A 19,219-nucleotide genomic window follows, 5' to 3' on the forward strand; every position below is an offset into this window, starting at 1 on the left:
GTTAAAACAGGAAGTAGAAATCTTAAAAAAGGCTATGGCCATATTTCAGTTTATAGAAGGCTGGTATAACCGAAAAAGAATTCATAGCAGCATTGTCTATCAAAAACCTCAAGCCATTGAGGATCAAGTTAGAAGAACAGCTTAAGACTTAACTTTTTTGTGTCCAAATTATTGACTCAAATCCAGTAACCATCTTATAAAAATTATAAATTTAAAATTTCTTCATAAAAAATAGCCCTCATAAAGTGAGAGCTATTTTTATACCGAATCTACATAGTAATCAATAGATTCTATACTGATATTCAAATGAATAAGAGTATTATTTAAATTCAGTTGAGTGTGTTGGATCTTGAATGATTATATCCGAGTTATCAATATGATCCTTGATATCGTCTCTAATATCATCCAACCACGGTTTATCTGTGGAAGGCTTGTCATTAGGTTTTGATGGTTGTGCCGGCGGGGTCATGCCTCCTTTTAATCCCCGTGCAAGAAAGGCCGAAAATTGCCCTCTTGTAACAGTGTTATCTGGACGATAAGTACCATCTGTATAACCTTGTGCCATTCCTTTTGCTGCCATGCGTCTGATCGAATCATACGCAACCATATTCTTGCCCACATCTTTGAAGTACACATTATTTGTTTCGCTTAGTGAAAATGCGCGAGAGAGAAACATAGCCATTTGACCACGTGAAACTGGCTCATTAGGTCGGAATGAATCTTCTGTATATCCTTTAATGATGCCGGCTTTACGAGCTGCTTCTACATGCCGACTCGTTTCAGAAGATGAAATATCCTTGAAGGACGAGCCCTTTTCAGTTTCAAGCTTAAATGCTCGACTAATCATAATAGCGGCTTCTCCCCGAGTCACTCCTCCATTCGGGCGGAAAGTTCCATCGGAATGCCCTTTTATAATATTTCTCTCCGTAAGGTAGTCTATATCTGAATAAAAACGGTGCTTATTTCCTACATCGGTAAAAGAAGCTGCTTGAGCCGCTCCTCCGAATGATAATCCCATCAGCGCGCAAACTCCTACAGTTGCAGTTAGTTTTTTAAATTTTTTCATTTACTGTTCCCCCTCAAGTTAGTTTCAATTACTTTTGATCTACTTCTATTATAATGCCTTATGGAAAATTGTGCTGAGTGAGTTTGCTATTTCCAATGAGACTAACAGTAGTCTTGTAATATTAAGTTTCTAATTGTAGATATTTCGTTCCATTTATGAGGGATCATAAAATTTTCCGGTGAATATTCTTTACTTTGAAAAAATTCTTCCTTTATACATAAAGTTATTACTAATGTTATTGCAACTACACATAGCAAGAATAGTAGATTTTTCTTTTTCATAAATAGAGAGGAGGCATATCCGCCTCCTCTTCGTCCACCTACCTTTCATATTCTAATTGTCTTCCTCTATTCACTATTTAAGTGAGAATAGGAATAATTTCTTGCTAGTTGGCTATCAATCTCTCTGATAGTTAACTTTCCCGCTATCCCTTTTTCTGAAGCCATTAACTTTATGATTGTCCATATATAAAATTCTTCTGTAAATGATCCTATATATTCTTTATTTTGTTTTTGAGCGATAAGGCTTCTAACAAATTCTCTTGTGTATTCTGCACCCAAGTCTGGTCTATCAGCCCAAAAATTGTGAATGTTACGCTTCACTTGCTCGCTAATGTATTCTGCTTTTTTATGGTCGCTAAAAGGAAGCGGTCTCATCCTCTGTGGATCATTGAATACACCATATTTATCACGATAAAATATGCTAAATAAACTTCTTTCCTTGGCAAAGCTATTAATAAAAAACTGATAATGCGGTATTAACTTTTTGGCACATAAAAAGATTGCTTTACGTTTTGATACCGCTTCTAACAGAAAAGAATATTCTCCTTTTTCAATAAGGAACAACTTTGATTTAAGTGCATGTTTTGGTAATACATGCGATGAGGATGATGAAATAGGTTGTTGTTTGTTCATATTCATCAAGAAACTTGTGATGGTTTCTCTTCCCCCTCTCTTATATCATCCTCTTTATCCCCTAAACAATTAGAGTAAAAATAATAACTTCCCCACTCTTTAGGTCTCTTTCCGATATATCCAGTTGTGGCAAATGAAACTGGAAGCCACTGAATCCAATTCATTTTTGCGTATGGGTCTAATACTTGATCCATTTGTTTGACATAAAAATAATCCTTGCTATTTTTTCGCCATATGTGGATCATTGCTGGGTGAGTAGTTGTATGAAACATAATATCTACCGAAGGAGTTTCTTTTTTCTTCTTCATTCTCCATTCTGCAAGTTTTTGATAATCTTCCTGAAGCGAATTGTTCAATTCTTCAATCACTTCAGATTTTTTCCGCATTCGTTTAGCCAAACCATTACGAACTTTATCTGTTTTATGGTGAATTTCATACTCTAAAACATTATTACGGTTTAAAAAGTTCCCCGGCACAATAATTATACTTTCTAAACCAATTTCTTCCGTCAAACGCTTCCCTTCGCGTCGCCATTTATAAGACTTACAATAGATGCATATCGTTGTTATACAAATTGCTAGCATGCTCATGAAAGCGCCTAAATTAGACCATACAGATAATTCTAAGCTTCTAACGACAAAGGCTACTATCTTTAAAAGTATAAAGATAAATAATATGTAAATCGAAAAGAAATACCACCGTTCATAGCGGTGCAATTTTTTGCTATTCAATTTTATTCCCCTCTCTAGCTAACGAACCTATTAGTTATTACTTTTATGATTATTGTGCTTGCTCTACACTGTTATTTAGCTCAACAGATAAACCCGACATCTCTTTCCACTGTTTTAAAAGATTGCTTTGTTCTGTTTTGACCGCCATATAACTGTTTCGCAAATTTTGCTTATCCAGTGTAATTTGTTGATTATTTTTTGCTGCATTCGCTTGTGAAATAGATGATAAAAATAAGTTATGTTGGTTTTGTAAATATGTTAGAACCTTTTGGTGAAATTCAAACATTTCCTTGGATGCATCAGTTCGATCAACTTTTGTTACGATGTCATTACTTGTTCCAATAACTTCCCGAACAATGACTCCAAATTGCTCAGGCGTATATTCATCAATATACAACTTATCCAAATTTGAGCTATATCTATCTAGCAACTTATTGGATTCATTAATTGCATATTCAAATGTTTTATTGTATTCCTCTTGGGGATTCGGTTGAGCGGCCTCTTCTTCTCCTCCGAAGCAACCTGAAAGGACTGGAATGGCGAATGTCAAAATGATCGATATTAAAAGTACCTTTTTTTTCAATATTTTCACTCCTTATACTGGTAGTATTAATCTGCCTAGATACTTGTTATATTAGATTTAAAAATCTATTATGATGTACATTTCTTAACTTGATAGATTTGCATTAAATAACTCCTTTCAAGCTCATCGCGATATAAAATTAAGAGGATCTATAGCTGTTGACTTGGTAACCTGCCATTCACCCTTATGAATTTCAAAATGTAAGTGTGGACCAAATGAGCGCCCAGTATTCCCCATATTGCCAATATGCATCCCTTTTTTCACATAAGAGCCTGCCTTAACTGCTCTAACCTCCATATGGGCGTAGACCGTAGTATAAGTCTCTGTTCCAAAAGTGTGACGGATAAAAACCACATTTCCATAAGAACTTGAATAATAAGACTTCAGCACAACACCATCAGCAGCTGCAACAATAGGAACATCCCCTTTGCGTCCATTTTTTCCGATATCAACACCATAATGGTTACCAAGTGAACGTTTTCCAAATCCGGATGTAATACTCCCTGTGGCCGGCCGCATAAACAAACTGTTACCTTTTGATTCCTCTGCAATTTCAAGAGGATGAGTAGAAAGCTGCTCGCCATTTACCCCATATGGATAGCTTGGTCCAGGTACATTCTTATGAACCTTTCGTCTCAAATCTGCCATTTCTTTATAGAGTTGATAAAGAGCTTCTTGTTTTCCCCGCTCTTCTTCAGCTTCTTTAACGATTTCATCAGCCTTATGCTGAGTCTCCATTATGTTTGCTGCCTCTTTTTCCTCTATTTCATATTCCGCCTCCAACAATTCTTCTGCTTCATTTGTATGGAGTTCACTCATATAATTTTCTTTATCAGATTGAGTTTTTTTTAGTTTGGCTTTTAAGGTGGTGATCTCCCTCTTCAGCTTTTTAATTTTTGAATTAGCATTATCAACAGTCTGACGGTCTTTTTTTATTTGTTCTTGCAAGTTGATATATTTTTGGATAAATGCGCTCTCTTTTTTAGCAATAGATTTAAAGTGTATAAGCCGATGAATAAAATCACTTGTATCTTCTGACTGGATCAATACACTAGTAAGACCGATTTTTTCTCCGTTCTCAAAATAAACTGAGGATATTTCCTCGAATTCTTCCTTTTTACGATCGAGGTATTTTACACTCTCCTCAATTTGATTCTCTAAATTTTCAACTTTAAAGGTTAGTTTAGTAATCTGTTGCTTTCGGTCCTCTAGCATTTGATGGATCGCATTTGCTTTTTTATCATACTCTTGGATGCTTTGCTTTGAATCTATTGATTTCTCCTCAACATTGGTTGTTGACTCTGCAGCAAATCCTATTGGAGATGCTATGGTCAACATTATTGGAACAATTGTTGCAACTACTGTCCATTTTTTTGCAATCACAGCTTTGATAATTCTCCTTTCTAAACGCTTTTTGATATGATGATCGTCGTTCGTTCTCTTGTGAAGAGCTATTTTTTTGTTTTCATAATTTTTTTTGCAAAAAAATAACCCGAACACTATGTCCAGGTTAAAGTCAGCGTATCTGTAATTGAGAACAAGTTGACTGAGAAGATAAGATTGGAAAATCTTCATCATTCAATGTCATAAGTTCCTCTCTTGAGGGGGCTCTATCTAATTTGCTAAGTCGATATGCTTGATATTGAATAGCTTCCTCTAAAACATTACGTGAGAAACGCCCATTTCCGCTCTGTTCATCTCTAGGGTGTACTTTTAAATATTGGTACAACTTATTAAGTGTATCTAGCTGTATTTTGTATCCTTTTTTAATTGCTAGAAGCTCAAGGATTTGTGTCATTTCTAATGGGCTGTAATCTTCAAAATCTAATTTAATAGGGAAACGAGAATTTAAACCTGAATTAGCTTGGAAAAAGTCAGTCATTTCTTTTCGAGATCCCGCTAAAATAATAACCAACTCATCACGATGATCTTCCATCATTTTCACCAACGTATTGATGGCCTCACGCCCAAAGTCATTCTCTCCTCCTGTGCTAAGCGTATAAGCCTCATCAATAAACAATACGCCGCCAAGAGCGGATTCTACAACCTCACGTGTTTTAGAAGCTGTTTGTCCTATATAACCTGCAACAAGATCTTCACGTGTTACTTCAACTAGATGACCCTTTTTTAGAACTCCTAATTCCATTAATAATTTAGCCATTGTTCGAGCGATCATAGTTTTTCCTGTTCCTGGGTTTCCTTGAAAGATCATATGTTGACTGCTTGCAGTTACTTTAAACCCTTGTTCTTTACGTAATTTTTGAATGTTCATCTGAGCTGCTATCATTCGAATCTTTTCCTTTAACTTTTCATTACCAATAATTCCAGCCAAAGTTTTTTCAAGATTAAAGACAGATTCTTGTTGAATATTAAAGTCTCCTGTTGTTAATTCTGATAACCTTTCCTTTGAAAGATAGTCCATTTCCTTACGTAACCGGCTTGACTGCCGACGAATAGCTTTTTCTACCATGTTACGAACCATTCGTCCATTGCCATTATCTGAACGACCTTTAATAGACTTTGTTTCAAGATGGTTCAACAATGCCTTTTCAGTTTCTTTACTGATTGTATATTGTCTTTTTCTGAGTTCTCTTTTTAGAATAGTAAGCAACTCATCTGTAGAATAGTCTGCAAATTTTATTTGAAAAGGAAATCGGGATGCAAGCCCTGAATTAGCACGCATAAATTCCGTCATTTCTTTAGTATAACCAGCTAAAATGATAATAAGATCATCGCGATGATCTTCCATATGTTTTACAATGGTATCAATAGCTTCCTTGCCAAAATCTTGATCTCCTCCACGCGAAAGTGTATATGCCTCATCAATGAAAAGAATGCCTCCAGAAGCTTCTTGAAGTACTTTTTTTGTTTTAGCCGCTGTTTGACCAATATAGCCTTCAACTAAATCTTCACGTGTTACTTCTACAAGATGACCTTTGGAAACAACATTAAGTGTTTTAAATACTTCCGCAATGATTCGAGCGACTGTCGTCTTACCAGTGCCTGGATTTCCTGTAAAAATCATATGAAGCATTGGTTTTGTTTCTGATAGTCCTTGTTCTCGACGCAAACGATTCACTTCAATCAGATCAATCAATTCTTTTACAGATAACTTTACCTCGTCTAGTCCAACAAGTTGGTTTAAACAATTTTGAATCCATTCTAATTTTTCTTGTTGAGACATCTTCTCTCCCCTCTTTTCAGCTTGATTATTTTCGATTCTTTGACGTTCTAATAATACAGATACGTGTTGTTCTACTTCTTTCGCAATTTTCTCCTTCCTTATTCTTTCTTCATATGTCATGGATAGATCAACACCTTCTGGATACAAATACGGATATAACTTTTTTTGTGTTTGAATCCACGCTTTTCGAGAAATTTCTTCCTGAATTTTTTGTTCTTTATTTAGGCGTCCTTCTGTGAATTCTTTCATTTGGCTATCCTCTTTTCTATTTTCACTATTATTTTCATATTTTAGTTCATTATATAGGCGTCCAACTTCTTTTTTTACGTTATATAAGAGAGCGAGCTTGTACAGGCCCCAGCTTTCAAAAAACATGACTTGGAATAAAAAATACCATTGCATGGATAGAAGGATTGTGTGGATCATATTTTGCTCCTCCTTCATTTTTATTAATGGTTATACTCTTATTTTAACAGGGAAATTTTTAATGTGCTTACAGACTTTGCGGCTCAGGTTTTACTAAAAGAATAAATTTTTTCATTTTCCTCTTCGAAAGAATCCATATTCTCCACATCATACTTATGAATCAATTTAAAACTAATATTTTTTATATTAAAAATTTTATTCATAATTAAGGAGGATGCTCTTAGATGAGGATCAATGATTTTACAGTAAGTAGTTTACAGAATACGAATTTAGCACAGGCTCAATTAAAGGCAATTTCAAAATCTATACAGAACTTATCATCAGGAAAGAAAGTGAATTCGGCATCTGATGATCCGGGTAAAATGTTCCGTATTAGTCGAACTGAAGCGGCAGTTAGAGAAAATGCTATAGAGCAAAACAATCTACAAGACGGTATCTCTCTTTTACAAACAGGAGAACAGGCCCTGTCTCATGCGCATGATGTTGCTCAAAAACTTCGTGAATTAGCAGTACAATATCAAAGTGATACTCTATCTATAGATGATCGTAAGTTAATTGAAAAAGAGGCTCTTGCTCTTACAGGGACCATTAGCGGTACCCTTAATAATGCGACGTTTAACACAAACAAGATATTTGGAGGGGATTTTTCTAATCCAAGAGATCCAATGTTACAGATACCAGAGTTTCAAACCATTTCAGTGGTAAGTAAAAAAGAACAGGTGGATATTTTAAGCCGTACTTATGATGCTGAGATATCGATGCCTAATTCGTCTGAAAAACTTAAGGGCTCATTTACATTAGATCATCAACAAGGGAAGAAAGAGCACGAGTTTATTGTCTACTCAAACGGGGTCGAAAATCGAGGGAAAATAAAATTTAGTGATGACGGGAAGACTGCTTCTTACCAATTAAACTTTTTTGGTAACCGTGTGAATGGAACACTTAAATTAAACGAGAAATCCAATGACAAAGATTTAACAGGTGTACAGCGTTATCAAATTGTAGGTGGTGGTGAAGCCAATGTTAGCTTCATATTGAGGTCTGAGGAAAAAAGAATTGAATCTGTGGCTGGGGAATCCTTTGATATTACTTTGTTAAATTTACAGGAAGAGTCTCTTGATAAGCTACTTAATATAGATTATCTAGATAAACATGTGTTAGATCAGTTGAGTTCAATGCGTGCAGATTTGGGTATTAAACAAAAAACTTTAGAAAACCGTTTGTCCTATAGCTCAACAAAAGAGACACAGCTTACAAGTGACTTTTCACGATTAGTAGATACTGATATGGCAAAGGAAACTATGTCTTTAATTAAGAACCAAGTTCAGTCACAAATAACTCTATCGATTTTTAAAGAAATGGGTAATAATCATAGAAATTACATGGCTGGTTTGCTACAGTCTTTTTAATATATATGGCTATTCTTGGTGAGCTGAATTAATATAGTTGTTCTAATTTATCCAATTGAACTTGCACTTTTATGCTGCGAAATTCAACTTCATAAAATAATGTCGTGTAAAGCATTGAATTTGCGATTTAATGAATGGAGTGAGAGTATGTCAGAAACAAAAAAACTTAGAGAAGAATGGAGTGTCATGGCTATAGGGGCATCTCTAAAAGAAGGGACAGTATTTGAGTTCAAGAAAAAGTCCAATCCAAACGTAGCAGTTACTATTTATCGTGCTTTAACAGAAGAAGAGGCTTGGAAGGTTTTAGCTGAGACTGTGAAAGTCACAGTCTAATATTGGATAAATTTTTTCTCATTTTGATAGTTAAATAGCTTAGTTATTCTTTCTAAACAACTTATTGATTTTTTGGATCACTTATAAATACATACCATTTGTATAGCGATAATAAAGTTATCGAATTTTGTTTAAAAAAGATAAGAGCCTTACTACATTCTATATGGAGCAAGGCTCTTTAAAGTTGTTTACTACTTATTGAACTAACGCACCCTTTAGCTTAAGTACAATTATTCACAAGGTACCCTATTTATAAAAGAGTTCAGAAAAGCAGTCCTGACAAATAAAATCTTCCTCAGAATCTGGATCCTCACATACTTTACAAACCAAATGATCATAAAGTTCTTTTGCCTTTTCAATAGGTATATCTTCATCAGTATTAACCATGACCACTTTTTGATAAACCTTTGATTTATCCATAATGGATATCTCCAATCATAATAAATAAAGATAGACCATAAGCATTAGCATAAAATACCTACCTATAATATTAGGAGAATCGGATAATATTGTAAACAATTTTGAAAATTACCATTAATCACAAATACTGTAATGTACTTATACTAACCTGTCCAGTTAGTATAAGAAGGCTTTATAAACAAATATATTAATTTTTAAATGATTTTACTGTAAATTAAACAACTTTATTATCACTGTACACCATTTGGGGAAAAAGCAGTTTTTTCTAATTAAATTTAGATAAAGTTACTTGTTATTTAGTAAAAAGTTATCCACATTCGATAGTTTCATGTTTTTATTGTTTAATATTGTTTAATATTGTTTTTTATGTTTCTTGTTTATTACTTTGGCTATCCCTTGTCCTTCAAGGGCTCAGAGAGATAATTGTCTACTTAAACGGGGTAGAAAGTCTATCTAAACGGGGTGAAATAGCTACCTTAACGGGGTCAAGGGTCTACCTAAACAGGGTGGAATGTCTACCTAAACGGGGCATAAAGTCTACCTAAACAGGGTTGGCTTTAAAAAAAGACTTTCAATGTCTACTTAAACGGGGTCTATCAGTGACTACTATTCTATTGTCTACCTAAATGGGGTCTGGTAGAAGACTTTCCGCTTTATTGTCTACTTAAACGGGGTTTATAAGTAGCTTCTCTGTTCTATTGTCTACCTAAACGGGGTTATGAGTAGTTACTCTGTTCCATTGTCTACCTAAACGGGGTTATGAGTAGTTACTCTGTTCTATTGTCTACCTAAACGGGGTTATGAGTAGTTACTCTGTTCTATTGTCTACCTAAACGGGGTTTATGAGTAGTTTCTTTGTTCCATTGTCTATCTAAACGGGGTTTATAAGTAGTTTCTTTGTTCCATTGTCTATCTAAACGGGGTTTATAAGCAGATACTCTGTTCCATTGTCTACTTAAACAGGGTTTATAAGCAGATACTCTGTTCCATTGTCTACTTAAACAGGGTTTATCAGTGTTTCCTCAGTTCTATTGTCTACCTAAACAGGGTTTATTAGTGGTTCCCCAGTTCTATTGTCTATCTAAACGGGGTTATTCAGTCCCTTCCTCTGACCTATTGTCTATCTAAACGGGATCACTAAGTAAATCCTTTGTTCTGTTGTCTACCTAAATAGGGTTTATAAGTGATTTTTCCACTGTATTGTCTACCTAAATGGGGTATATCCTCTCAATAGCTATTTCCTACTTGATAGAGATTGTTCTCTACATTTAAAAGAAGTTTTTCACTTTATTTATAAAAAAAATTTTGACCCTCTTTAGGTAGACATTATATTTATAAACCTCTTTAAGATTAGGTCTGTTCACCCCGTTTAGGTAGACATTAAGAAATTACTAGGATTGAAGTTTTTACCTCACTAGAATTCTCAGAAAGGTTATATTATATTTATTCATGTAAGCAATCCTTCATGAACGATTATTAACTTTTTTCCGAACTACTTTAACTTGTGGAAAGGTGGCATATTTTATGGATCATCCACGAGATGAACAATTATCACTTGAAATAGAGGATGCGGATATACGTCCGTACTATTGGATCAATCAATCCAATGAGCTAATCAATGCACGACAAGACCTTTCGATAAATGAGCGCAGAATAGTTTATGCCTTGGTAAGTTTAGTTCAACCTGATGACAAGGATTTTAAAATGTACTCGCTACCTATTAAGGAGCTTGCTAATCTTATTGGAGTTTCAGAAAAAAGTTTTTACGAACGTGTTGAAAAAGCAGTGGATGGTTTGCAAAGCAAAATGTTTGTAATTGAGACGTATGACTCTACTAAAGGTCAAGTAATCGTTAATAAAATTAACTGGATTCAACAGGCAACTTATTTAAAAGGAGAAGGTATCGTACGAATTAAGTTATCTGACGCGCTAGCTGATTATTTGGTTAATTTAAAGACCTATACAAAATATCAATTGTTTAATGTACTCCAGTTCAAGTCAGAATATTCCTGGAGAATATATGAATTACTAAAAGAACGGCAGCCTTGGGGTAAACGTATAATTAAGGTTAATGAACTTCGACGGTTGCTTAATATAGCGGATGACAAGCTAACATTAATGAAAAACTTTAGAAATGTGGTACTTGATAAAGCTAAAAATGAAATTAATGCAAAAACGGATATTCATTTTGAGTATGATGTTCATAAACGTAAAGGCCGCAAAATTGAAAGTTTTATCTTCTATATACATAGAAACGAATCGAATATTGACAAGTATTTAACTGAGGAAGCTGTTGACTATGATGTTAAAACACTGTTGAATAGACTAATTGCCAATGGAGTTAAGAGAAAGAAGGCGGAGGAATTTATTAGCAAGTACCATCCGCGTTATATTGAAGAAAACATTCTATATGTCATGCGAAGCACAGGGGACTCGATCGCTAACCTTGCTGGCTATATAGTTAAAGCAGTTGAAAATAATTATGCCGAATCAATATATGAAGCCAATAAAAAAGAGCAATCACTCTATAGCATTGTTCAAAAAGATTATAGCAACCGCTTAAATATAAAAGCGAAAGAAGATGTTAAAGCTTTAGAAGCCATTAACAGTTACTATATGACTGTAATCCAAAAAGAAAAGCCTAGCAGTTTAGAATTAGTTAGAGAAATCGGCAAAGAACGTGAAAAAGTACTTTTCAAAAAACTCAACGATATACAATTGGAGCGACAGAATATGAATTATCCCCCTCTTACTTTAGATGATATAGAGGAATCTCCAATAAAGCCTTTTTTTGAACAATGGCAAAAAATGAATGAACTCCCATATTAAATGTATAGTGATAATAAAGTTATTGAATTTTGGTTAAAAAAGATAAGAGCCTTACTACATTCTATATGCAGCAAGGCTCTTTATAATTGTTTACCTCTTAATAAAATAACGTTACCGTTAGTCAAATAGGATTATTGTATTCGTTAGAAAAAGAGAGGCAGTATGCTGTTTCTCAAAATAGTTATTCACCTAATATTAATTGCTTACCGTTTTTATCATATGACGTAAAAGATATGGCTACAGGGTTTTTAATAGAAGGAGGCAGCAAATTTACCACCGTAAAGTAGTCACCTTCAGGCACATCTACACGATAACTGTAATCTTCTGTTTGTAAATCCACTTCTATCATAGATATCTTCTCATTCTGATTCACGCCAGAAAGTGCTATATAAATTCCATCATCCGTCGCAATATCTTCATATCGTACCTCACTCGTTCCAGAACTCAACGACACAATCTTTAATCGATTGTTTATACCTTTTTCTAACACCGCTATAGCTGGGGATTCATCCAGTTTGTAAGAAGCAACATATGTATCTGTTTCCCCTAGCTGTTTAAATGATTTAACCTCTATGGTATCTGGCGTATCAGAGCTGTTTTCCCAATCCTCTAAATGCTTTTTAATATCCTCCTCACCCATCTTTATCGGGTACTGTGCGTACAAACTAATAACCCCTATACCAATAATAATTACAGTTAATACAACGCTATACAGCAACTTCTTTTTACTTGCTATATAAATCTCCCCTTTAATAGTTTTCTCTCTTGAAATTTACCCTTTTGATTTCATAAAAGTGGAAGTATTTATTTAGCTGACCTTCTCCCTTTATTTATTTATTTATCCATCATCTAATAGACCTTATTTGGATAATTAGCGCACCTGTAGAAGTTAGTCATTTGTATCCTTTTTCTCGTACTTATATTGTTTAAAAATCTATAAATAAGGACGCTTTTTTTATCGCTACAACAATTTTTTCTTCTGTTCTTGGAATTCATCTTCGGTAAGGATTCCTTGTTGTCTTAAATTTGCTAAGCGTTCTAATTGTGTTATAAAGTCTGATTCAGAAGTATTTTGAACTGGCTTTATTTCCGGTTGTGTAGCTTCTAACATTTTGTTGTTAATGTATTCAACAGCTTTTCTCAAGTACTCATCATTTTTGCCAGCTTCATAAAAGCTCACTTTTTTACTTTTTCCATATGAATCAATTTCTATTATGCCTTGTCCAAGCCAATTGACCTTATAATCAACTGCTGTAATATGTTCATAGTGAAATTGTTCCACATGTGTTCCAAAGAGTTTTAAACTAACAACTATTCGTTTGTTTGTAATAAAAACCATTCCATTTCTATTTCTTCCTTCAATAGAGCCGCTGCTAACAAAAATGATATCTTCATCTTCTTTGATTAATTTTGAAAATTCTTCAATTGCTAATACGTGTGTTTTCAAATAAGTTTTAGCCAGTTTTGGTGTATAACTCTTTTGTAAAATACGACTCTCAATATTCTTATCCATAAGGAACCCCTCCTTTCCCCATATTGTACCAAAATTGGAACTTATAGTTGAGGGGAATTCCCCTTTAGTGTAATTACAGAGTATAGATAATTCGGGTACATCTTTTTTATAAACTGTCCAACTTTCTTCAAAACAGTACGGCTTTTTTATAAACCGTACAACTTTACTTCAAATTTACACTTGTTCAGTTTTTGTATTATACTTCTGAGGCATTCCTTTCCAATGAGTCTGTATAGGAGAGAAGGGTCCGTTTAAATCCACTAATGCCTTTAGAATTTACATATCGGAATGGTATTCCCTTCTTAGACGCCGTTTGAATAGCTTTTCTATACAGATGATGCCCAGCAACTTCTTTAAAAAAGAATACAACATCTGATCGGGAAACTGCCCCTTCTACTAAACTAATATCTTTTTCTGATACAAATTCAAGGTTGCCATTGAACTTTTCTACAATCTCTTGAAAGTGTCGAACCCGATCTCCCCCGATTAATGCAATGGTCTTTCCTTCAAGGTCTCCCCTATCTTCTCCGTCAGGGATCATAGAAAATTGGCTGTTCTCAGTATTTATTTGCAACTCTTGAATTGTTTTATTTAGCTTTTGAATAATTGATTCATAATGCATCCGTTCTTCTTCAAGCTGTTTGTGAAGCGCGTCAATCTCTTTCAGTGAGTCTTCATATAATTCGTAATACTGCCCTTCAAGCTGTTTGTTTTCCATTTTAGCTGTATGAATTTCCCTCTTTAACTTCTGTGTTTCTTTCTCCTGTTTTGATACCTGTTTTTTTAATCTCTCATGCTCCTTCTTAAGTGAACGAGTCTGTGCAGATTGAACAACATAATTGGGAGAAAAAAGATTTTCATAATCCACTTCTCTGTAAAAATCAAACAGATCCACAATGGTCTCAATGTAATCATCTGGTGCTGTTTCTTTAACGATTTCCACCAGTTCTTCATTTTTTATTACTTTATCTGCGATAATCCATACAGTATAAAATCCTAATTCATTAATCATTTTTTCAATAACCATTGGCCACTCATCTTTTTTAGCTTCCTTTAGAGGTGCGGCTACATCTACTGTATGGAAAAGAACAAAATCTTCGACATTACTACGAATATGAGGCTTATAGTAATTACGAAGCAAGCGGAAGAACACACCCGGACTCCCCTTCTTTTCATCCTTCGGTGTAATTTTAACCTGCAGTGTCTCCATAAGCATAGATCTTCTTTTGGGATATAACCGTGGATCAAACTCCCTGATCATTCTTCTAACAATGAATAGCGGGAGAATATCTATTGGCTTATGAGGGAGATCAGATATAGCTTCCTCTATTTTTATTATGAATGGATGCCAGAGTTGCTTGTATTTTTCATCATCTTCATCAATGTTATCTATCTTTTCACTAATCTGCTTTAATACAGCAATTAAATTTTCTTCCACCCTCGTCATCTTGTCTAATTGATTCATACTCTCTTCTATCCTTTCCGTTTTAAAATAATTACTTTAGTTGTTGTAGGTTCAATATTTGTATTATCAGTGTATATTAACCTTATACTGCTTGTCTGAGAGAGTTTGTTTGAAAACTACTTATCAATTTTTTCAACTTCAGATATGATATCCCACAAACTATTAGTAATGCGATATTGATAGGCCTTAAATTCTTCATCATACGTTTTATATAGTTCTAAATTCAATTTCACTCGCTTTTTATCCTTATAGATTAGAAATACTTTGGCAGTAGCATCAATGTCTGTTTCTTTTACATTGATCAATTCAACATCTTTGAGCTTATTGTTTCGACTGATTTTATTCATTATAGAGTTTAAAACCTGCTCTTCATCCGTATTTGACTTTTCTTTTTTATAAAGATCTTTAAAGAGTTGGTCTGGCAAAAAATTAGGTCTAAAAAGCTCCTTTTTTTTGAATATAACGGTTGCAAATGTATACTGAATCGTTTTAGCGGGAGAGTCAATTTTTGGTATATCCGTCATGTATTCTCGATTTGCAGCTCCTAGCCCTTCCAATCTCGTTCCTGGTTCCCGTCCCTCTCTAATTTCTAACCACTTAACAGTAGGAGATGGTTCTTTTTCTATTCTTTCCATTAGTTCAACAAGTTCTTTTCCAGACTGTTGTAGATGTAAAGACTCTCCTTTAACAAAAAAATCTGTCTTTTTCACAAAAATAAATGATGCAACCATGCCAAGAACAATAAAACACATTACTATTTTATCCCTTAGTGACATACCTTCCTCGCTCCTATATTTCAAGATTTTTCTATACAACGATTTAATAAAGAAAAATAGATCGCCCCTTCAATGAACGGAAGGGGCGATGATATTAGTCTCTACTTTAAAACTCTAATAACTCGTCCGTTAAATTTGTTCTTCCAATACCCTTTTGACATATCAGCATACGCCACTCCTGTAGAAGTTTGTGAACCTAAAAACTTGCCATTACCTGCGTAAATGCCTACATGCCCATCTGTTTTATCGGTATCAAAGAACACAAGATCTCCTGGTTGCATTTGACTTGCTGGTATCTTCTTTTGAAGTTTCTTTAAAGTATCCGTACTTACAGAATTACGAGGTCCTAGATTTATTCCTACTTGCGAGAAAGCGTAATGGACAAAGCCAGAACAATCGAATAACCCTTTGGCCACTGTTGCATCTGTTCTTCCTCCACCCCATTTGTAAGGGCGACCAAGCCACTTTTCTCCGGCTTTTAAAACATCAGCAGCTTTTCCTGTTGCATTTCCACTACCAAGTTCGCTACTTTCTCCACCTTCATCGGTTCCACAAGAAGCATAAGGGCTAGAATCATCAAGAATTTGCTCTCCCTTTTCCCATGCTTTCAGGAACGGATATGGATTAATCGCCTTACCATTTTTGTAGATACCAAAATGCAAGTGAGGATCAAACTTTCCTGTCGTACCTTGTGGACCATAGCCAGTTGCACCAACATATCCAATCAACTGTCCTCGTTTTACTTTTACTCCCTTACTGATACCGGGAGCGTATTTTAGCATGTGAGCGTAATATAGGTTGTATCCATCAGGTGATTTAATATTAAGCCGCCAACCGCCTAGTTTATTCCAACCATGTTTTTCAACAACTCCATCAGTTGCTGAATAGATTTTCACGCCGCTTTTAGCCATAATATCGTTACCTTCATGTCTCCTATTACCACCATACGTTCTATCGTTCCCCCATGAATCACCAAATTTATCATATTGACCTTTTGGTAGAGGGAATGTTCCATTATTAACTCCGTATGGACCATTATCTGTATTAGAAGAAGAAGCTACTCCTGCTAACTGCTCCCACTTAGCCTTGGAGGTACTCCAAGTTGCTACTGTCTTTTTAGCGTCCTTTACGCCGCTTCCTCGTTTTAAGATAGCTACTTGAATGCTTTTTACACCGAAGGCCTTCACCTGACCTGGTGCTATTGCTATATCAATCTTTTTATTTTTAATTGCTCCTCCGGTATCCTCCGCAACATACACACCATTATATTTAGGCATATTAGGCACTTTAATTGCTACAATAGAGCCGAGAGGAATAAGTTTTGGATCAACTGCAATGGTTCTACCATTAACCACTTTTGTACCACTAGCTGTTGTTGATCCACCATTTATACCACCAAGTGCAGGCGCATAAGCTGTTGCCTTCCATCCAGACTGGTAGTTTGCACTCGAATTCGCATAAGCCCTTGAAACAAAGCTAAATGAGTTCATCAATGAACCTTTTTTAGATGCTGATGCAGTGGTAGTAGTAGCTGGATTAGGAGCTGTGCTAGCTTCTGCCCTAAATTTGGCTGCGTAACTCATAACATCATTGACATACTTATCAGAATGATTGTATCTACGAATTGCTTTTTTGGGGTTGCCTGGCATACCGGATGCCTTTAAATAGTTAGCCGTTGCATGAATGGCGTCTTCAATTTGCATAGGATCTGCTTTACCATCACCATTTGCATCAACGCCATATCCTCCATACTTAGCAATCATTGAAGGGTTTAATAACGTATTCTTCGGTATATTACTACCCCTTCCTTTTGTTCCTGTACAACCACTATAATTCCATCCAAGCCAAGTACAAGGCATGAAGTAGAGTAAGCACCCGGCGCCTTGGCATATTTCTATGCTAGGTTTCCAAATACTCCTCCCCGAACCGTACGTACACCTCTCGATGTATACGGCTCTCCACTTATCAGTCCAGTTTACCGTTGTGTAAATCCACATGGCATTTTTTACAGAGTGCCATAGTTTTACGGTTTCGTTCAATCATACGCTTTTCCCATAGTTTTTTTCCTTCGAGGTCTTTTAATTTCTTCACGTGATGAATTTCCAACTCTACATTTGTAGCGTGGCACCATTCACATTGTCCTGCTAGAAGGCGTTTGATTAACCCCGTACGGTTGTAAATGATATTTCTTGTTTTAGAAATAACATCAACCTCGGAATCTTTCGATGGGAGTAACTGTTTTTTTGAATCCATCTTTATAGAAATATGCAAATTTACTGCCGGAGGCAGTTTCATATCTAATTGCAAATTGACCATTTATACTGTATTTTCTACGGATTTTCCTTACGCTTGATTTATATTTATTAGCGAACGTTTTATACATGCTGTACTCCATAATAAATTTAAAGCTGTCTAATTTATAAACATTGTTCGCTAGTTTGTAGTAATTATATAAACCTCTAATTTCTGCGTTGTAAATGGTTAATATTTCAAGGTCATCATTTTGCAGTAAATGCGCCCGATGCATGGATTTCCATTGCTTTGTTTTTTCATCTATTTTTAACGCCTTATATTCGATTAACTTGTTCCGCCATACTTCGTGCGGTAATAGAAGTTCACAACTCATTGTGCGTGTTCTTTGCTTATGTCCGCTAGCTGTATATTTGGCTGTCTTATTGTCATGACTGATCTTAATGTCATATCCAAGAAATCTTGCTCTTTTACTTGAATGTGTAATGAGCGTCTTTTCCTGTGATAATTCGATTTTGAGTTCTTTATCAAGGAACTCGCTGATGTCATGTTTTATTTGTTGACAGTCTTTTTTACTTCCAATTACCCCGATGATAAAATCATCGGCATATCGCACGTATTGAATTCGTTTATAGTTATCATCCATTGGGTCTTTATAAGGTAATTCCATCATGTGATTCTTTAACTCGTCCAGATGTTGTAATGCCTGTTCCCTTTCAGATTCGTTCATTTCATGCCATTTTTCTTTATACCGTGCATTCGCTCGGTATAGTCTTGACTCACGAGTGCGATACTCTTTAAGGCGTTTTCTCTCTTTACCTTCATCAAATTTTTCTTTGTATGACTCGATAAAGGTATCGAGTTCATGCAAGTATATGTTTGATAAGATAGGACTGATAATTCCACCTTGTGGAGTACCACTGTATGTCTTATGGTATTGCCAATCTTCTAGGAAACCTGCTTTAAGGAACTTCCAAATAAGATTGATGAATTTTTCATCATCTATTTTACGTTTTAGTATTCCTATTAGCTTGTGATGATCTATGTTATCAAAGAAACCTTTGATATCACCTTCTATAAACCACTTGGCCCCCGTGAACCTGTCTTTTACTTGCATTAGAGCAGTATGACAGCTTCTTTCTGGTCGGAAACCATGTGAGCGGTCTGAGAAGTTTTTCTCATACATCGCTTCAAGTAGCGTTCTGACAACCTCTTGAACGAGTTTATCTTCAAAAGACGGTACACCTAGCGGTCTTTTACTACCATTTTTCTTTGGAATATATACCCTTTTGGACGGTTTTGGTTGATAACTAAAATCTT

Annotated in this window: 17 protein-coding genes; 3 read left to right on the plus strand and 14 right to left on the minus strand. The window is 35.1% G+C overall.

All coding sequences use genetic code 11. The features are described from left to right. Positions 1-319: 319 nt before the first annotated feature. From ACH0BF_RS16795 to ACH0BF_RS16820, 6 genes are all read right to left on the minus strand, one after another. The gene (locus ACH0BF_RS16795; RefSeq protein ID WP_406909806.1) at positions 320-1,066 is read right to left on the minus strand and encodes an S-layer homology domain-containing protein; all 747 of its coding nucleotides are present in this window, start codon (positions 1,064-1,066) and stop codon (positions 320-322) included. A gap of 347 nt (positions 1,067-1,413) precedes the next feature. Next, positions 1,414-1,980, minus strand: a complete 567-nt coding sequence (locus tag ACH0BF_RS16800; RefSeq protein WP_406909807.1) for a hypothetical protein — start codon at positions 1,978-1,980, stop codon at positions 1,414-1,416. 5 nt (positions 1,981-1,985) lie between these two features. Further along, positions 1,986-2,711, minus strand: coding sequence for a hypothetical protein (locus ACH0BF_RS16805; protein ID WP_406909808.1), 726 nt, complete (start codon positions 2,709-2,711; stop codon positions 1,986-1,988). 49 nt (positions 2,712-2,760) lie between these two features. Then, entirely contained in the window at positions 2,761-3,294 is a 534-nt protein-coding gene (locus ACH0BF_RS16810; protein WP_406909809.1) for a hypothetical protein, read from the minus strand. 123 nt (positions 3,295-3,417) lie between these two features. After that, a complete protein-coding gene (locus ACH0BF_RS16815) occupies positions 3,418-4,677 on the minus strand; it encodes a peptidoglycan DD-metalloendopeptidase family protein (RefSeq protein WP_406909810.1) in 1,260 nt (419 codons plus the stop codon). Between the two features lie 133 nt (positions 4,678-4,810). Beyond that, on the minus strand, positions 4,811-6,904 hold the full coding sequence (locus ACH0BF_RS16820; protein ID WP_406909811.1) for an AAA family ATPase: 2,094 nt from the start codon (positions 6,902-6,904) through the stop codon (positions 4,811-4,813). Positions 6,905-7,128: 224 nt separating this feature from the next. On the opposite strand from ACH0BF_RS16820, the gene ACH0BF_RS16825 reads away from it, so the two are divergent. Together ACH0BF_RS16825 and ACH0BF_RS16830 are read left to right on the plus strand one after the other, a co-directional pair. Beyond that, entirely contained in the window at positions 7,129-8,313 is a 1,185-nt protein-coding gene (locus ACH0BF_RS16825; protein WP_406909812.1) for a flagellin N-terminal helical domain-containing protein, read from the plus strand. Between the two features lie 147 nt (positions 8,314-8,460). Further along, positions 8,461-8,646, plus strand: a complete 186-nt coding sequence (locus ACH0BF_RS16830; protein ID WP_406909813.1) for a hypothetical protein — start codon at positions 8,461-8,463, stop codon at positions 8,644-8,646. A gap of 246 nt (positions 8,647-8,892) precedes the next feature. On the opposite strand, the gene ACH0BF_RS16835 is transcribed toward ACH0BF_RS16830, so the two are convergent. Further along, the gene (locus tag ACH0BF_RS16835) at positions 8,893-9,066 is read right to left on the minus strand and encodes a hypothetical protein (RefSeq protein ID WP_406909815.1); all 174 of its coding nucleotides are present in this window, start codon (positions 9,064-9,066) and stop codon (positions 8,893-8,895) included. A 1,524-nt stretch (positions 9,067-10,590) separates the two neighbouring features. Between ACH0BF_RS16835 and ACH0BF_RS16840 the strand changes: the two genes are divergently transcribed. After that, positions 10,591-11,895 carry a replication initiation protein gene (locus tag ACH0BF_RS16840; RefSeq protein WP_406909816.1) on the plus strand — a complete coding sequence of 435 codons (1,305 nt, stop codon included), beginning with the start codon at positions 10,591-10,593 and terminating at the stop codon, positions 11,893-11,895. 181 nt (positions 11,896-12,076) lie between these two features. On the opposite strand, the gene ACH0BF_RS16845 is transcribed toward ACH0BF_RS16840, so the two are convergent. From ACH0BF_RS16845 to ACH0BF_RS16875, 7 genes are all read right to left on the minus strand, one after another. Then, positions 12,077-12,559, minus strand: a complete 483-nt coding sequence (locus ACH0BF_RS16845) for a hypothetical protein (RefSeq protein WP_406909817.1) — start codon at positions 12,557-12,559, stop codon at positions 12,077-12,079. A 297-nt stretch (positions 12,560-12,856) separates the two neighbouring features. Beyond that, positions 12,857-13,408 (minus strand): PH domain-containing protein, encoded by a 552-nt coding sequence (locus ACH0BF_RS16850; RefSeq protein ID WP_406909818.1) that lies wholly within the window; start codon positions 13,406-13,408, stop codon positions 12,857-12,859. A 196-nt stretch (positions 13,409-13,604) separates the two neighbouring features. Continuing rightward, positions 13,605-14,873 (minus strand): DUF2325 domain-containing protein, encoded by a 1,269-nt coding sequence (locus tag ACH0BF_RS16855; protein ID WP_406909819.1) that lies wholly within the window; start codon positions 14,871-14,873, stop codon positions 13,605-13,607. Positions 14,874-14,989: 116 nt separating this feature from the next. Next, positions 14,990-15,649, minus strand: coding sequence for a hypothetical protein (locus tag ACH0BF_RS16860; RefSeq protein WP_406909820.1), 660 nt, complete (start codon positions 15,647-15,649; stop codon positions 14,990-14,992). A gap of 101 nt (positions 15,650-15,750) precedes the next feature. Next, entirely contained in the window at positions 15,751-17,508 is a 1,758-nt protein-coding gene (locus ACH0BF_RS16865; RefSeq protein WP_406909821.1) for an NlpC/P60 family protein, read from the minus strand. A gap of 106 nt (positions 17,509-17,614) precedes the next feature. Then, positions 17,615-17,965, minus strand: a complete 351-nt coding sequence (locus ACH0BF_RS16870) for an HNH endonuclease (protein ID WP_406909822.1) — start codon at positions 17,963-17,965, stop codon at positions 17,615-17,617. Beyond that, positions 17,856-19,219, minus strand: a 1,364-nt coding sequence (locus tag ACH0BF_RS16875; RefSeq protein WP_406909823.1) for a reverse transcriptase/maturase family protein, incomplete at its 5' end; no start/stop codon positions are given. The genes ACH0BF_RS16875 and ACH0BF_RS16870, both read right to left, overlap by 110 nt.

Source organism: Pseudobacillus sp. 179-B 2D1 NHS (assembly GCF_045370945.1).
In the GTDB taxonomy this organism is placed as follows: domain Bacteria; phylum Bacillota; class Bacilli; order Bacillales; family Domibacillaceae; genus Pseudobacillus.

What these genes read in the sequence shown, in the direction of transcription:
- ACH0BF_RS16820 (WP_406909811.1), bottom strand. Translation starts at nt 6,904, where the DNA reads ATGATCCACACAATCCTTCTATCCATGCAATGGTATTTTTTATTCCAA.
- ACH0BF_RS16865 (WP_406909821.1), bottom strand. Translation starts at nt 17,508, where the DNA reads ATGCCTTGTACTTGGCTTGGATGGAATTATAGTGGTTGTACAGGAACA.
- ACH0BF_RS16800 (WP_406909807.1), bottom strand. Translation starts at nt 1,980, where the DNA reads ATGAACAAACAACAACCTATTTCATCATCCTCATCGCATGTATTACCA.
- ACH0BF_RS16835 (WP_406909815.1), bottom strand. Translation starts at nt 9,066, where the DNA reads ATGGATAAATCAAAGGTTTATCAAAAAGTGGTCATGGTTAATACTGAT.
- ACH0BF_RS16855 (WP_406909819.1), bottom strand. Translation starts at nt 14,873, where the DNA reads ATGAATCAATTAGACAAGATGACGAGGGTGGAAGAAAATTTAATTGCT.
- ACH0BF_RS16795 (WP_406909806.1), bottom strand. Translation starts at nt 1,066, where the DNA reads ATGAAAAAATTTAAAAAACTAACTGCAACTGTAGGAGTTTGCGCGCTG.
- ACH0BF_RS16830 (WP_406909813.1), top strand. Translation starts at nt 8,461, where the DNA reads ATGTCAGAAACAAAAAAACTTAGAGAAGAATGGAGTGTCATGGCTATA.
- ACH0BF_RS16850 (WP_406909818.1), bottom strand. Translation starts at nt 13,408, where the DNA reads ATGGATAAGAATATTGAGAGTCGTATTTTACAAAAGAGTTATACACCA.
- ACH0BF_RS16840 (WP_406909816.1), top strand. Translation starts at nt 10,591, where the DNA reads ATGGATCATCCACGAGATGAACAATTATCACTTGAAATAGAGGATGCG.
- ACH0BF_RS16870 (WP_406909822.1), bottom strand. Translation starts at nt 17,965, where the DNA reads ATGGTCAATTTGCAATTAGATATGAAACTGCCTCCGGCAGTAAATTTG.
- ACH0BF_RS16860 (WP_406909820.1), bottom strand. Translation starts at nt 15,649, where the DNA reads ATGTCACTAAGGGATAAAATAGTAATGTGTTTTATTGTTCTTGGCATG.
- ACH0BF_RS16825 (WP_406909812.1), top strand. Translation starts at nt 7,129, where the DNA reads ATGAGGATCAATGATTTTACAGTAAGTAGTTTACAGAATACGAATTTA.